The 14059-nt window shown below is 51.6% G+C and carries 13 protein-coding genes; all 13 read right to left on the bottom strand.

Annotated features, from left to right (window positions below; all coding sequences use genetic code 11):
• Complete coding sequence (locus MON40_RS02110) at nucleotides 1–1263, bottom strand: FtsW/RodA/SpoVE family cell cycle protein (protein ID WP_009312758.1); 1263 nt, start codon at nucleotides 1261–1263, stop codon at nucleotides 1–3.
• A 321-nt stretch (nucleotides 1264–1584) separates the two neighbouring features.
• The gene (locus MON40_RS02105; protein ID WP_003779885.1) at nucleotides 1585–3081 is read right to left on the bottom strand and encodes an amidase; all 1497 of its coding nucleotides are present in this window, start codon (nucleotides 3079–3081) and stop codon (nucleotides 1585–1587) included.
• A 203-nt stretch (nucleotides 3082–3284) separates the two neighbouring features.
• Nucleotides 3285–3869, bottom strand: a complete 585-nt coding sequence (locus MON40_RS02100) for a L,D-transpeptidase family protein (RefSeq protein ID WP_003779884.1) — start codon at nucleotides 3867–3869, stop codon at nucleotides 3285–3287.
• Nucleotides 3870–3882: 13 nt separating this feature from the next.
• Nucleotides 3883–5220, bottom strand: a complete 1338-nt coding sequence (gene murD, locus MON40_RS02095) for a UDP-N-acetylmuramoyl-L-alanine--D-glutamate ligase (RefSeq protein ID WP_003779883.1) — start codon at nucleotides 5218–5220, stop codon at nucleotides 3883–3885.
• Nucleotides 5221–5265: 45 nt separating this feature from the next.
• Entirely contained in the window at nucleotides 5266–5865 is a 600-nt protein-coding gene (locus MON40_RS02090; RefSeq protein WP_003767328.1) for a tetratricopeptide repeat protein, read from the bottom strand.
• Between the two features lie 72 nt (nucleotides 5866–5937).
• Nucleotides 5938–6753 (bottom strand): tetratricopeptide repeat protein, encoded by an 816-nt coding sequence (locus MON40_RS02085; protein WP_003767349.1) that lies wholly within the window; start codon nucleotides 6751–6753, stop codon nucleotides 5938–5940.
• Between the two features lie 83 nt (nucleotides 6754–6836).
• The gene (locus MON40_RS02080) at nucleotides 6837–7640 is read right to left on the bottom strand and encodes a tetratricopeptide repeat protein (protein ID WP_003779879.1); all 804 of its coding nucleotides are present in this window, start codon (nucleotides 7638–7640) and stop codon (nucleotides 6837–6839) included.
• A gap of 83 nt (nucleotides 7641–7723) precedes the next feature.
• A complete protein-coding gene (locus MON40_RS02075; RefSeq protein WP_003779877.1) occupies nucleotides 7724–8527 on the bottom strand; it encodes a tetratricopeptide repeat protein in 804 nt (267 codons plus the stop codon).
• Nucleotides 8528–8597: 70 nt separating this feature from the next.
• Nucleotides 8598–9644, bottom strand: coding sequence for a tetratricopeptide repeat protein (locus MON40_RS02070; RefSeq protein ID WP_003779875.1), 1047 nt, complete (start codon nucleotides 9642–9644; stop codon nucleotides 8598–8600).
• A 70-nt stretch (nucleotides 9645–9714) separates the two neighbouring features.
• Entirely contained in the window at nucleotides 9715–10950 is a 1236-nt protein-coding gene (locus MON40_RS02065; protein ID WP_242925982.1) for an SEL1-like repeat protein, read from the bottom strand.
• Between the two features lie 254 nt (nucleotides 10951–11204).
• A complete protein-coding gene (locus MON40_RS02060; protein ID WP_003779868.1) occupies nucleotides 11205–11693 on the bottom strand; it encodes a group II truncated hemoglobin in 489 nt (162 codons plus the stop codon).
• 336 nt (nucleotides 11694–12029) lie between these two features.
• Nucleotides 12030–13034, bottom strand: coding sequence for a tRNA dihydrouridine(20/20a) synthase DusA (gene dusA, locus MON40_RS02055; RefSeq protein WP_147611992.1), 1005 nt, complete (start codon nucleotides 13032–13034; stop codon nucleotides 12030–12032).
• A 233-nt stretch (nucleotides 13035–13267) separates the two neighbouring features.
• Nucleotides 13268–14059 (bottom strand): formate/nitrite transporter family protein, encoded by a 792-nt coding sequence (locus MON40_RS02045; RefSeq protein WP_003779864.1) that lies wholly within the window; start codon nucleotides 14057–14059, stop codon nucleotides 13268–13270.

The raw sequence follows: 14059 nt of genomic DNA, 5'->3' as shown, positions 1-14059 counted from the left end.
TTACTCCACTTGGTAACCGCGCATTTTTTTGCGGTTTTCATAATCGACGCGCAACAATAAGGTAACGCACACCAGCATAACGGCCACCGCCGAACCGCCGTAAGACATCAACGGCAAAGTCAGGCCTTTGGTGGGCAGGATACCGATGTTGACGCCGATATTGAAGAAACTCTGAATCCCTATCCAAATACCGATGCCGTTGGCGACATACGCGCTGAACGTCAGCCCGGAATCACGCGCCTGCTTGCCGATGGAGAATGCGCGCATCACCAGCCAGCCGTAGCAGAACACCAAAATACACATCCCCACAAACCCGAATTCTTCACCGATGACGGCAAAGATAAAGTCGGTATGCGCTTCGGGCAGGTAGAAGCGTTTTTCCAAACTCGCGCCCAAGCCCTGACCGAACCATTCGCCACGCGCAATCGCCATCAACGAATGCGTCAACTGATAACCTTTGCCCAAAGGGTCGCCCCAAGGGTCCAAGAATGCCGACACGCGCGCCATACGGTAGGGTGCCGCCAAAATCATCACGCCCATCCCCCCCAGTACGCTCAGTACCAAGACGGCAAAATATTTCCACGGAAAACCCGCCAAAAACAGCATACCCATCGTAATCGACACAATCACGACAAACGAACCGAAGTCAGGTTGCGCCATGACAAAAACCAAACCCAGCGCAATCATCACGATAGGCAGCAGGATGTTTTTAAACTTCTTCAGCTTCTGCCAAGTTTTCTGACGCGCTTCCTTGCTGAACGGGCACATAAAAGCATTGAACAAACCGACAAACAGCGGCTTCAAACCCAAAGAGTCCATACTGCGCAAAACTTCCTCGCGTCGCGTGAACAGGCTGGACAAATACAGAACCGTCGCCAGCTTGAACAACTCGGTCGGCTGAAGATTGAGCGGTCCGATATGTATCCAACGCGTCGCCCCGTTGATTTCACGGCCGACAAACAACACGACCACCAGCAAAATCGCGGAAAAAGCAAAATAAAACGGAATGATTTTCCGCCAAAAGCTCATGCTCAACAGCGACAGCCCGAGGCAGCCCAATACGCTCGCGCCGACAAACATCGCCTGCTTGCTGACAAAAGAAAACTGATTGCCGCCTTCGGACGCGGCATAGGCAATCGACGCAGAATAAATCATCACCAGGCTGAAGGCGGTCATCAAAACGACCATCCACAACAGTGACACATCGAATTTCCGACCGTCCAAAGAAATCGGGCGGTCGAGAAGTTTGGAAAGACTAATCATGAAAAACATCCGTATGGGGGCAGACGGACAAATCCGCCCCGAAACAACCAGAACAAAGCGTTTCAGACGACCCTCCGCCTAATCGGGACATCGAAGGTCGTCTGAAAAAATAGCGTGAATCAGAAAAACGTCATTCTAAAGGTTTCTTGCCAAAGCAACAATTCAGATTCTTTAAAGACAGTCGGATTCCGGCGTTTTGTGCGCCCTCCCCTACCCATCACACACGCAAAAAAGGTCGTCTGAAACGTTTTTATGTTTTCAGACGACCTTATCTCAATCTTTTCTTCGGGCAAACAGACCGCTTTTTATCCAACGCAAACCCTAAACCAACTGCGGTATTTCCGCCCACGGCTGTATCTGTTCCAACTGCACGGCAAGGCGGAGCAGCGTATCTTCGCGTCCGTGTGCGGCGGCAAACTGGGTGCCGACGGGCAGCCCGTTATGCCGGTAAAGCGGCACACTCATGGCGGGGTTGCCGCTCATGTTCAGCGGCGACGTATAGCCGACGTATTGCAGCGCGGCGGCGGCTTCTTTTTCCAAAAACGGGTTGTTTTTCAACAGGAAACCCAAGCGCAGCGTGCCGAACAGCAGGCGCATGGCTTTTTGTGCGGCGGGCGGCGGCATCATCTCGCCGATTTTCGGCGTGGTGCGCGGGCAAACGGGCGTCATCAACACGTCGTAGCGCGTGAAAAATGCTTTGGCGGCACGTTCCTGCGCCAGCATCACGTCGCGCGCCCATGCCATTTCGCCTGCGCTGATTTGCCGCCCCTGCACAATCATTGCCCACGTTGTCGGCTCAAGCAGGCGGTGCGGCAGTTTTTGTCCGGTTTCGTATTGATATTGGTAGAACAGTTTTGCCGTTTCGCCCATGACGATGACGCGGGCGGCTCGGTTGAGCTGTTCGGGCGGTGCAAAATCGGGCGTGGCTTCTTCCAATTCGTGTCCCGCGTCTTGCATCAGTTTCAAACTATGGGCGAACGCGGCTTCCGTGCCTTCGTCGTTGCTGCCGCCAAACCATGTCTGTTTCCAAAAAGCGATTTTCAGACGACCTGTTTCTTGTTTCAGGCTGTCTGCAAAACCGTTTTCGGGCGGCGGCGGGCAGGCATACAGGGCGCGCTCTTGGGTTTGGGCGGCGATGTCCAGCAAAACCGCGCTGTCGCGTACACTGCGGGTCAACACATGGTCACATACCAAGCCTTGCCATGCCTCCGATGCGTTCGGCGCGTAACTGCTGCGGCCGCGCGTGGGTTTCAGCCCGAACACGCCGCAGTTGTGCGCGGGTAAGCGGATGGAACCGCCGCCGTCGCTGCCGTGTGCTGCGGGTACGACGCCCGAAGCCACTGCCGCAGCCGCGCCGCCGCTGCTGCCGCCCGCGGTGTAATCCAAATGCCACGGATTGCGCGTGATGCCGTAAATTTCGGTTTCAGTAACGGGATACGCGCCCCATTCGGGCGTGGTGGTTTTGCCGAACACGCGCAGCCCCGCATCGAGATAGGCTTGGGTCAAATCGCTGTTTTGCTTGGCAATGTAATGCTGCATCATGCGCGAACCCGACCATGTCGGCGCGCCTTCCCAATCCGCCAGCAGGTCTTTGAGCAAAAACGGCACGCCCGCCAGCGGCGTATCGGCATTTTCAGACGACCCCTGCCACGCCGCCGCGCGTTCGCGCAAATCGTGCGCCAACAGATTGAGCTTGGGATTGACTTCGTCCAAGCGGTTTAAAGCAGCCTGCAACACTTCATCGGCGGACACTTCTTTTTTGCGGATCAGCTCTGCCAAACCGACGGCATCGTAACGGATGTAGTCTTGAAAATTCATGGGTTTTCCTTTCGGATTGATGAACACACGTTTTTTCGGTCAGGCATGGCTGCCCGCCGCCTCGCCGTTTGCCCGCATAGGCAATTTTTAAGAAACAGTCACACCGGATAAAGGAAAGGAACAAGTTTGCCGCTACTGCAAAAAGGTCGTCTGAAACCGCCTTGACGTTTTCAGACGACCTTTGAGGCGATGGCACACAAGGTTTACGGCAAAATCTCAATTTCCGCATTGTGCTTCACGCTGCGGTAGAGTTCGTCGATTTCCTCGTCCGTTACCGCGATGCAGCCGTCGGTCCAGTCTCTTTGCAGATGCCTTTTGCCGATAGAACCCCAGCCGTTTTTGATGCCGTGGATTTTAATCAGCCCGCCCGGACTTTTACCTTGTGCCGCCGCATAGGCTTTGTCGGCTTCGTTGGGATAGGAAACGCCGAGGTTTTTATGGTATGCGCTGTTGGGATTGCGCTCGTTGATGCGGTATTTTCCTTCGGGCGTTTTGCCGTCGCCTTCAAAGTGTTTATGCCCGACGGGCTGCTTGCCCAGCGCAATGGGATAGGTTTTCAGCAACTTGCCTTTCGAGTACGCCGACATGGTGCGCTTGCTTTTATGTACGACCAATCTATCAATAACGGCATTTTCGGGAAGTGGCGTTTCGCTTGGCTCGGCAACGGTCAACTCGCCCGATGTCGCAACGGTCTGCTCGGAACGGATGGGCATGGAATACCAAACCACTCCGGCAGCGACTGCCAAAAGCAAAACCGCCGCCAAACTGATTTTCAACCCTCTTTTCATGTTTCAGACGACCTCACAAAGCCTTAAACGCTTCGATAAACACTTCCGAACGGTGTGCATAGCCTTTAAACATATCGAAGCTCGCGCAGGCGGGGCTGAGCAGCACGATATCGCCCGCTTCGGCTTGGGCGTATGCCGTCTGAACCGCTTCTTCCAAAGTGGCGCAGTCGGTCATATTCAGACCGCAGCCGTCCAAATCGCGGCGGATTTGCGGCGCATCGACACCAATCAAGAACACACCTTTTGCCTTGCCGGCAAGCGCGTCGCGCAGGGGCGTGAAGTCCTGCCCTTTGCCCATACCGCCCAAAATCACGAAGAGCGGGTTTTGCAAACCGGCAATCGCGGCGGCAGTCGCGCCGACGTTCGTGCCTTTACTATCGTCGATGAATACCACGCCGTTTTTCTCGCCGATTTTTTCCACGCGGTGCGGCAGACCTTGGAAGGTTTTGACGTGTTCGAGCAATGCTTCACGCGGCAAACCGACGGCTTCGCACAAGGCGACGGCAGCCATGACGTTGGCGGCGTTGTGCAGACCTTGCAGCGGGATGTCTTGTGTGGCAATCAAATCTTCATTACCTTGTTTCAGACGACCCGTTTCGCGTTCCAACCAAAAATCGGCTTCGTGTTCCAACGAAAACCATTTCACCTCGCGCCCGGCACGCTTCATGGCGCGGCAGAACACGTCGTCTGAATTTAAAACCTGCACGCCATCGCCACGGAAAATCTTGGCTTTGGTATGCGCATAGTCGAGCAAATCGTCGTAGCGGTCGAGATGGTCTTCGGAAATGTTCAGCACCGTCGCCGCGGTTGGGCGCAAGCTTTCGGTGTTTTCCAGTTGGAAACTGGAAAGCTCCAACACCCACACGTCCGCCTTTTTGCCTTCGCGCTGCAATTCCGCCTCCAAAACCGGCGTACCGATATTGCCCGCGATAACGGTATCCAGCCCGCACTTGATGCAGAGATAGCCGACCAGGCTCGTTACCGTGGTTTTGCCGTTACTGCCGGTAATCGCAATCACCTTGTCGCCGCGGCGGTTCACAATGTCCGCCAACAATTCGATGTCGCCCAACACGCGCCCACCGTTTTGCTTGAACGCCTCGATATCCGGCTGACGCTCGCTGATGCCGGGACTGAGCGCCAGAATATCGAAACCGTTGTCCAACGCATCTTTCAGACGCCCCGTGTAAAACACCAGCCCGTCAAACATCTTACCGATTTGCGACACGCGCTCCGGTTTTAACTCCGCATCATAAGCAGCCACCTCCGCGCCGTTTTTGCGCAGATAGGCAATCATGGAAATACCCGTACCGCCGAGTCCGGCGACGAGGATTTTTTTGTTTTGGAAAGTCATTTTGGTTTTGTCCTAAGTTTTTTCAGACGGTATTTCATAAACCGTTCAATAACCCGATTGCAAACGGCGGTAATTTTCACAGCCTGACTGATTGCCGTTATTACATGCCATACCGAACCACTCTTTGGCAACTTTCAGATTTTGGCGAACCCCCTGCCCTTCGGCATACATCACACCCAAATTGTATTGGGCTCTGGCATTGCCCTGTTGTGCCGTTTGGCGCATCCATTTGGCCGCCTGTGAATAATCTTTGCGTACGCCCAGCCCGTCGTAATACATCACACCTAAATTATATTGGGCTTGGGCAAATCCCTGTTGTGCCGCTTGGCGGTACCATTTGACTGCCTGTGCGTAATCTTTACGCACGCCCAGCCCCCTATCATACATCACACCCAAATTGTATTGGGCCAGGACAAATCCCTGTTTCGCCGCTTGGCTATACCATTTGAACGCTTCGGCATGGTCTTGGCGAACGCCGCCCTGCCCTTTATCATACATTAAACCCAAATTGAATTGGGCAGCGGCATTCCCCTGTCTCGCCGATTGCAAGGTTTTCTGCAAGTCAGGAACATCATCCGCCCAAACTGCTTGCACTATGCCCAAAGACAGCAAGGCAAGCATCATGTTTTTCAATAAGGTGTTCATCTCAAAATCCTGTTTTTATTCAGAAGGTTTTTGGGTTTGTATATGTATTTCAGACGACCTTGGGATAAAGATTCAATATCCTGCCTGATTCAATTCTCGGTAAGCATCGCAACCTAGCTGTATTCCATTATCACAAGCCTTACCAAACCACTCTTTGGCAATCTTATAGTTCTGACGAACACCTTGCCCATTGTCGTACATCACACCCAAATTATATTGGGCTTCCGCAATCCCTTGTTCTGCAGCCTTACGATACCACTGCTCTGCCTGTACAAGGTTTTGAAGGACTCCTTTCCCATTGGCATACATCCCACCCAAATTATATTGGGCTTTGGCATGACCTTGTCCCGCCGCCTTGCGATACCACTGCACTGCCTGTGCATCGTCCTGACGGACTCCCTGTCCGTTGGCATACATCACACCCAAATTATATTGGGCTGGAGCATCCCCTTGTTCTGCAGCCTTGCGATACCACTGCACCGCCTGTGCATGATCTTGACGAACTCCTTCACCTTTGTCATACATCACACCCAAATTATATTGGGCTTTAGCATATCCTTGTTCTGCAGCCTTGCCAAACCACTGCACCGCCTGTGCATCGTCTTGACGGACTCCCTGTCCGTTGATATACGCCACACCCAAATTATATTGGGCTTTAGCATGCCCTTGTTCTGCAGCCTTGCGATACCACTGCACTGCCTGTGCATCGTCTTGACGGACTCCTTGCCCATTGTCGTACATCACACCCAAATTATATTGGGCAGCTGCAAATCCTTGTTCTGCAGCTTGAAGCGTTTTCTTAAAATCCGGCACATTATCAGCCCAAGCTGCTTGCCCTATGCCCAAAGCCAGCAAAGCAACCATCATTTTTTTCAATACGGTGTTCATCTCAAAATCCTTTTTTATTTAGAATGTTTTTGGGTTTGTCTATGTACTTCAGACGACCTTTGGGAAAGGTTTCATTATCCTACTTAATCCAATGTACGGTAAGCATCACAACTTTGTTGTAGTCCGTTATCACAAGCCTTCTTGTACCACTCTTTGGCAACTTTTCGATTTTTGGATACACCTTGCCCTTCTTCATACATCACACCCAAGTTATATTGGGCTTCTGCCTGTCCCTGTTCTGCTGCCTTGCGATACCAACTCACTGCCTTTGCATAGTCTTGGCGCACGCCTTGCCCTTTTCCATACATCACACCCAAATTAGACTGAGCTTGAGCAAGCCCTTGTTCTGCCGCTTTACGATACCACTGCACTGCCTGCTTATCATCTTGACGAACTCCTTCACCTTTTTTATACGCCACACCCAAATTATATTGGGCAACGGCATGCCCTTGTTCTGCCGCCTTACGATACCACTGAGCTGCCTGTGCATGATCTTGACGAACTCCTTGCCCTTTGTCATACATCATACCCAAATTCAATTGAGCTTCAGAATATCCTTGTTCTGCCACCTTCCGATACCACTGCACTGCTTGTGCATAGTCTTGACGAACGCCTTTCCCTTCTGCATACGCCACACCCAAATTAAATTGGGCTTCTGCAACCCCTTGTTCTGCTGCCTTGCGATACCACTGCACTGCCTTTGTATAGTCTTGACGGACTCCTCGCCCACTGTCATACATCAGACCCAAATTAAATTGGGCATCGGCATTTCCCTGTTTCGCCGATTGCAAGGTTTTCTGTAAGTCAGGAACATCATCTGCCCAAGCTGCTTGCCCTATGCCTAAAGCCAGCAAAGCAACCATCATTTTTTTCAGTAAGGTGTTCATCTCAAAATCCTTTTTTACTCAGAATGTTTTTGGGGTTGCCTATGTGTTTCAGACGACCTTGGGAAAAGGCTTCATTATCCTACTTAATCCAATGTACGGTAATTATCACAACTTTGCTGATCTCCATTGGTACAAGCCTTGCCAAGCCATTCTTTGGCAATTGTATAATTTTGGGGGACGCCTCGACCAAACGCGTACATAAGCGCCAAATTATGTTGGGCATAGGCATCCCCTTGTTCCGCAGCCTTGCGAAACCACCCCGCTGCCTGTGCATAGTCTTGGCGGACGCCTCGTCCTGTTTCATACATCAAACCCAAATTAAATTGGGCGGTAGCCGTCCCTTGTTCCGCTGCTTTGAGAAACCATTCTACTGCCCGTGCATAGTCTTGACGAACACCTTGTCCTTTTTCATACATTACACCCAAATTATTTTGGGCCGGAGCATACCCTTGTTTTGCCGACTTGTGATACCACTCCATTGCCTGTAAGTAATCTTGACGGACTCCTTGCCCATTGGCATACATTGCACCCAAATTATTTTGAGCAGAGGGATGCCCTTGTTCCGCAGCCTTGCGATACCATTCTGCCGCCTGTGCGTAGTCTTGATGATTACTGGAATCGTTGGCATACAGCAATCCCAAATTATATTGGGCTGCGGCAGCCCCTTGTTCTGCCGCCTTACGATACCACTTCATTGCCTGTGTATAGTCTTGATGGACACCCAGCCCTTTTTCATACATTACACCCAAATTATTTTGAGCTTTCACATTTCCCCGTTCCGCCGCTTGAAGGGTTCCCCTAAAATCAGGAATATCATCCGCCCAAGCTGCTTGCCTTATGCCTAAAGCCAGCAAGGCGAACATCATTTTTTTCAATAAGGTGTTCATCTCAAAATCCTATTTTATTCAGAATGTTTTTTGGTTTGTCTATGTGTTTCAGACGACCTTTGGGAAAGGTTTAATGTCCTTCGTTATTCAACTTTCGATAGTCATTGCAACCATCTTGGAATCCATTATCACAGGCCTTCTTGTACCACTCTTTGGCTATTACCGAATTTTGGCGAACGCCTCTACCCGTGTAATACATCCAACCTAGACCACTTTGTGCCTCGGCAACTCCGTGCCGTGCAGCTTTATGCCATAACTGCAATGTTTGAACATAATCTTGGCGGACACCTCGTCCTTTGGCATACATCACACCCAAATTATATTGAGCATTTGCATCACCTTGTTCTACCGCTCTGCGAAACCACTGTACCGCCTGAGCGTCATCTTGCCGAACACCTTGCCCTTCGGTATACATCACACCCAAATTATATTGGGCTTCTGCATTCCCCTGCTCTGCTGCTTTACGATACCACTTCACCGCCTGAACGTAATCTTTACGTACACCTTTCCCATCCTTGTACATTACGCCTAAATTATTTTGCGCATCCTTATATCCCTGCCCCGCTGCTTTGCGATACCACTGCAATGCCTGTTTATAGTCTTGACGTACACCTCGTCCTTCGTAATACATCAAGCCCAAATTATATTGGGCTGCAGCAACCCCTTGTTCTACCGCTTTGCGATACCACTGTACAGCCTGATTGTCATCTTGACGTATACCTTTCCCGTCCTTGTACATCGCACCTAAATTATTTTGGGCTTCCGCAAACCCTTGATCGGCGGCCTTCCGATACCATCGTACCGCCTCTTCATAGTCTTGGCGAACGCCTCGTCCTTCGGTATACATTACAGCTAAATTATATTGGGCTGCTGCAAGCCCCAACTCCGCGGCCTTGCGAAACCACCCCGCTGCCTCTGCATAATCTTGGCGAACACCTTTTCCTTGTTCGTACATCACACCTAAAGCAAGTTGAAGCTCCGCATCGCCAGCTTCCGCCAGTTGCAGCATTTCCTTTTGCGCCACCCCTCCTACATTCAGCGTATCATCCGCCCAAGCTGCTTGCCCTATGCCCAACGACAATAAGGCAAGCATCATGTTTTTCAATAAGGTGTTCATCTCAAATCCTGTTTTTATTCAGAAGGTTTCTTGGTTTATCTATGTGTTTCAGACGACCTTTGAGAAAGGTTTAATGTCCTTCGTTATTCAACTTTCGGTAGTCATTGCAACCATCTTGGAATCCATTATCACAAGCCTTCTTGTGCCATTCTTTGGCAACTTTTCGATTTTTGGGGACGCCTTGCCCTTCTTCATACATCTCACCCAACCTATTTTGAGCCGGTGAGAACCCCTGTTCTGCTGCCTTGAGATACCATTGCAACGCCTCTGGATAGTTTTGGTGTACGCCTTTTCCTTCATAATACATCTCACCCAAATTATGTTGGGCTGCTGCAAACCCATGTTCTGCTGCCTTGCGATACCACCGCAACGCCTCTGGATAGTCTTGGCGAACACCTTGCCCTTCACTATATGCCACACCCAAATTATTTTGGGCAACTACATACCCCCGTTCTGCTGCCTTGCGATACCACCGCACTGCCTCTGCAGAGTCTTGGCGAACGCCCTGTCCTTCGTCATACAGCGCGCCCAAATTATTTTGAGCGTCTACATCACCCTGTTCCGCTGCCTTGCGATACCATTGCGCCGCCTCTTCATAGTTTTGACGGACGCCCCGTCTATTGGCATACATCACACCCAAATGATATTGGGCTGTCGCAAGTCCCTGTTCTGCCGCCTTACGATACCATCGCACCGCCTCTTCATCGTTTTGACGGACGCCCCGTCCATTGGCATACATCACACCCAAATGATATTGGGCTGTCGCAAGTCCCTGTTCTGCCGCCTTACGATACCATCGCACCGCCTCTTCATCGTTTTGACGGACGCCTTGCCCTTGCTCATACCTCAATCCCAAATTATATTGAGCATTTACACTCCCCTGCTCTGCCGCCTTCTGAAGCCACTTCGTTGCTTCTACGTAGTTTTGAAGAACACCATACATCATGCCCAGATTATTTTGGGCTGGGAGATACCCTTTATCTGCTGCAGAGCGGCACCATTCCATCGCCTGTTCATGGTCTTGATTAACACCTTGTCCTACGTAATACATCATACACAAATTATATTGGGCTTCTGCCTGTCCCTGTTCTGCCGCTTTGCGATACCATCGCACCGCCTCTTGATCACTCTGACGAACGCCTATCCCTCTCAAATACATCGAACCCAAAATAACTTGAACATCTGACTCTCCCGCTTCCGCTCTTTGCACTATTTTCTTTAAATTCGGTACTTCATCCGCCCAAGCTGCCTGCCCTATACCCAAAGCCAGCAAGGCAACCATCATTTTTTTCAACCATGCGTTCATTTCAAACTTCCCTGATGTATGTTCCATAAAAATCACGACATTTTCAGACGACGGTCGAGGTCGTCTGAAAATGCCGTGATTCTATCCTTACTGTATTTAAAATGCTATTTTGCTAATTTAGCTGACTGTTACCAGCAGAAATATCGTATTGGGATTCTCCGCCATTGATTGAGTGCAAACGGCTGCCACTTTACAGCAGCAGTCCTTTTATCAAACAGGGAAAACGGGAAGGGGTTCGTCTTTTTCAGACGACCTCAAGCCGGGAAGGTTGGGAAATAACCGTCCACGCCGTATTGCTTTAAGACGTTTTTCAGCTCGGGAATGCGGATTGTGGGATCGACCGCCATCGGCGGCATGGGCGGTTCTACGCCTTCTTCGTTTTGGTTGCGCATCCAGTCCGCCATCGCAAAAATGCGGATAAGGACGGGCTCGGCGAGGTCTTTGCTAATTTCCAGTTCGTTCATGGCTTGGGCGAAGCAGGCGATCCATTCGTCGCGCACTTGCATATTCACGGCAAAGGGCATGTGCCGCGCCCGCAGCATGGGATGGCCGTATTTCTGCTCGAACAAGGGCGGGCCGCCGAGCCAGCCGCTGAAAAATTCGTAGAGTTTTTCGCGAATCAGCGTCATGTCTTCGCCGTGCATCTGGCGCAGGGCGCGGTATTGCGGCTCGAGTTCCATCAGGTCGTAAAAGCGGTCGGTCAGGTTGCGTACGCCTGCCGCGCCGCCGAATGCGTGATACATAATGTTCTTTCTTAAAGGTCGTCTGAAACGGGGATTTTATAGTGGATTAACTTTAAACCGGTACGGCGTTGCCTCGCCTTAGCTCAAAGAGAACGATTCTCTAAGGTGCTGAAGCACCAAGTGAATCGGTTCCGTACTATCTGTACTGCCTGCGGCTTCGTCGCCTTGTCCTGATTTAAAGTTAATCCACTATAATAGACTGGGCCGATTGTGTCATATGGGATAAATAGAGGTCTTCTGAAAACCTGTTCTGTTTTCAGACGACCTCTCATTTTTGCGGAGAAGAGGCGATTTGCAGCTGCCGGAGAGCGGCAATTGAAAGTCAACTTTCCCGCGCTATTCCCATACGTTCGCCCTCTCGACCTCTTTCCACGCGTCGAGAATCAGGCTGCCGTCGTTGTCTTTCAACAGCGTCGCGTCGGAAAGCATACGCCGCCAAGTGCGGGCGTTTTTCAGGCCGTGCATCAGCCCGAGGCTGTGGCGGACAATGTGGCGCAAGATTGTGCCGCGTCCGGCTTGGATTTGGGCTTGGCTGTATGTGTAGAGGCGCTGCACCAAATCGGCGTATTCAATCGGGCTGCGGGTATCGCCGTAAAACAGCCTGTCCCATTCGTGCATGACCATCGGGTTGTGATACGCCTCGCGTCCGACCATTACGCCGTCAACGTGTTGCAGGTGTCCGGCGATTGCTTCGTTGGTGGTGATGCCGCCGTTGATGATGATTTCCAGCTCGGGAAACTCTTGCTTGAGGCGGTAAACGTAATCGTATTTCAACGGCGGAACGTCGCGGTTTTCTTTGGGGGAGAGTCCGTCCAGCCATGCGTTGCGGGCGTGGACGATGAAGGTTTTGCAGGCGGTTTTGTCGCGCAGCGTGCCGACGAAATCGGCGACGGTTTGGTATTCAGTCTGCCTGTCGACGCCGATGCGGTGTTTAACGGTAACGGGGATGCCTACTGCGTCCTGCATGGCGTTGAGGCAGTCGGCAACCAACATGACTTCGTTCATCAGACACGCGCCGAACGAGCCTTTTTGCACGCGCGGGCTGGGGCAGCCGCAGTTGAGGTTGACTTCGTTGTAGCCGTATTCTTCGGCGGCTTTGGCCGCCTTCGCCAAATCGGACGGATCGCTGCCGCCCAGTTGCAGGGCGACGGGCTGCTCGCCTTCGTTGAACATCAAAAAGCGGTCTTTGTCGCCATAGACGATGGCGCCGGAATTGACCATTTCGCTGTAAAGCCATGTGTTGCGGGTAATCTGGCGGGCGAGGTAGCGGTAGTGGCGGTCCGTCCAGTCGAGCATGGGGGCGACGGAAAGGCGGCGGGGCGGGAGGGAGGCTTGAGTCATGTGTTTCATGTATCTGATTATTTTGAGGCGGCATTATATCAGACGGACTGAGTCAAAAATCGGCTTGGAGGTCGTCTGAAACGGCAAAACCTGCTTTTTAAAGCAGGTTTTGTATGCTCAAATGTATAGTGAATTAACTTTAAACCAGTACGGCGTTGCCTCGCCTTGCCGTACTATCTGTACTGTCTGCGGCTTCGTCGCCTTGTCCTGATTTAAATTTAATCCACTATAGATTATTCGGCACAATCTTTCAGCGTATCTTTATAAGTATAAAGGTACGACGCGCCGACAAACGATGCGCCGCCTAAGACATTGCCTAAAAACACAGGAATCATGTTGAAGAAAAACTGCCCCCATGTGATGTCTGCGCCCGCCAAAATACCGGCGGGGATGATGAACATATTGGCGACAAGGTGTTGGAAGCCGTTTAACACGAAAATCATGACGGGAAACCAAATCGCCAACATCCGCCCCGCCGTATGCTTGGCGGCAAAGTGCAGCCATGCGCCCATACACACCATCCAGTTACACGCGACCGCCGAGACGAAAGCCCTGCCAAAATCCATATGGACTTTGGCTTCCGCCACCGCAATCGTTTTTTCCGCCACGCTGCCTTCGGTCATCCCGACGTAGTGTCCGAGGAAAAACGCCATCGCCAGCGTTCCCGCCAAATTGCCCAGACACACGACGACCCAGTTGCGCAACAGCATTTTTGTGGAAATCCGCCCTGCCAAACGCCCCAAAGACATAATCATCATATTGCTCGTCACTAGCTCGCCGCCGCCGAGCAGGATGCAGATCAAGGCGATGGGGAACATTGCCGCACCGAGCAAAGTCGCCAAGCCGCCCCATTCGTGCGGGATGCCGCTGACCACTTTCAAATAAGCCAGATAACCGAAGCCGATGTATCCGCCTGCCAAAACGCTCAAAACCGCCAGCGTGGAAACGCTGGATTGTGCCTTGGCACAGCTTTTATCGAGGACGACCTGTAAAATTTCCTGTGGGTATAAATCGCGCGAAGCCAT

Source organism: Neisseria macacae ATCC 33926 (genome assembly GCF_022749495.1).
GTDB lineage: Bacteria > Pseudomonadota > Gammaproteobacteria > Burkholderiales > Neisseriaceae > Neisseria > Neisseria macacae.
Note: the sequence above shows the minus strand (reverse complement) of the source record. Positions and strands in the feature narration are given on the sequence as shown.

Coding starts and splice junctions, on each gene's coding strand:
- MON40_RS02070 (WP_003779875.1), bottom strand. CDS start 9,644: ATGAACACCTTATTGAAAAACATGATGCTTGCCTTATTGTCGTTGGGC.
- MON40_RS02085 (WP_003767349.1), bottom strand. CDS start 6,753: ATGAACACCGTATTGAAAAAAATGATGGTTGCTTTGCTGGCTTTGGGC.
- MON40_RS02060 (WP_003779868.1), bottom strand. CDS start 11,693: ATGTATCACGCATTCGGCGGCGCGGCAGGCGTACGCAACCTGACCGAC.
- dusA (WP_147611992.1), bottom strand. CDS start 13,034: ATGACTCAAGCCTCCCTCCCGCCCCGCCGCCTTTCCGTCGCCCCCATG.
- MON40_RS02065 (WP_242925982.1), bottom strand. CDS start 10,950: ATGAACGCATGGTTGAAAAAAATGATGGTTGCCTTGCTGGCTTTGGGT.
- MON40_RS02090 (WP_003767328.1), bottom strand. CDS start 5,865: ATGAACACCTTATTGAAAAACATGATGCTTGCCTTGCTGTCTTTGGGC.
- MON40_RS02075 (WP_003779877.1), bottom strand. CDS start 8,527: ATGAACACCTTATTGAAAAAAATGATGTTCGCCTTGCTGGCTTTAGGC.
- MON40_RS02045 (WP_003779864.1), bottom strand. CDS start 14,059: ATGGCTTCGCGCGATTTATACCCACAGGAAATTTTACAGGTCGTCCTC.
- MON40_RS02100 (WP_003779884.1), bottom strand. CDS start 3,869: ATGAAAAGAGGGTTGAAAATCAGTTTGGCGGCGGTTTTGCTTTTGGCA.
- MON40_RS02105 (WP_003779885.1), bottom strand. CDS start 3,081: ATGAATTTTCAAGACTACATCCGTTACGATGCCGTCGGTTTGGCAGAG.
- murD (WP_003779883.1), bottom strand. CDS start 5,220: ATGACTTTCCAAAACAAAAAAATCCTCGTCGCCGGACTCGGCGGTACG.
- MON40_RS02080 (WP_003779879.1), bottom strand. CDS start 7,640: ATGAACACCTTACTGAAAAAAATGATGGTTGCTTTGCTGGCTTTAGGC.
- MON40_RS02110 (WP_009312758.1), bottom strand. CDS start 1,263: ATGATTAGTCTTTCCAAACTTCTCGACCGCCCGATTTCTTTGGACGGT.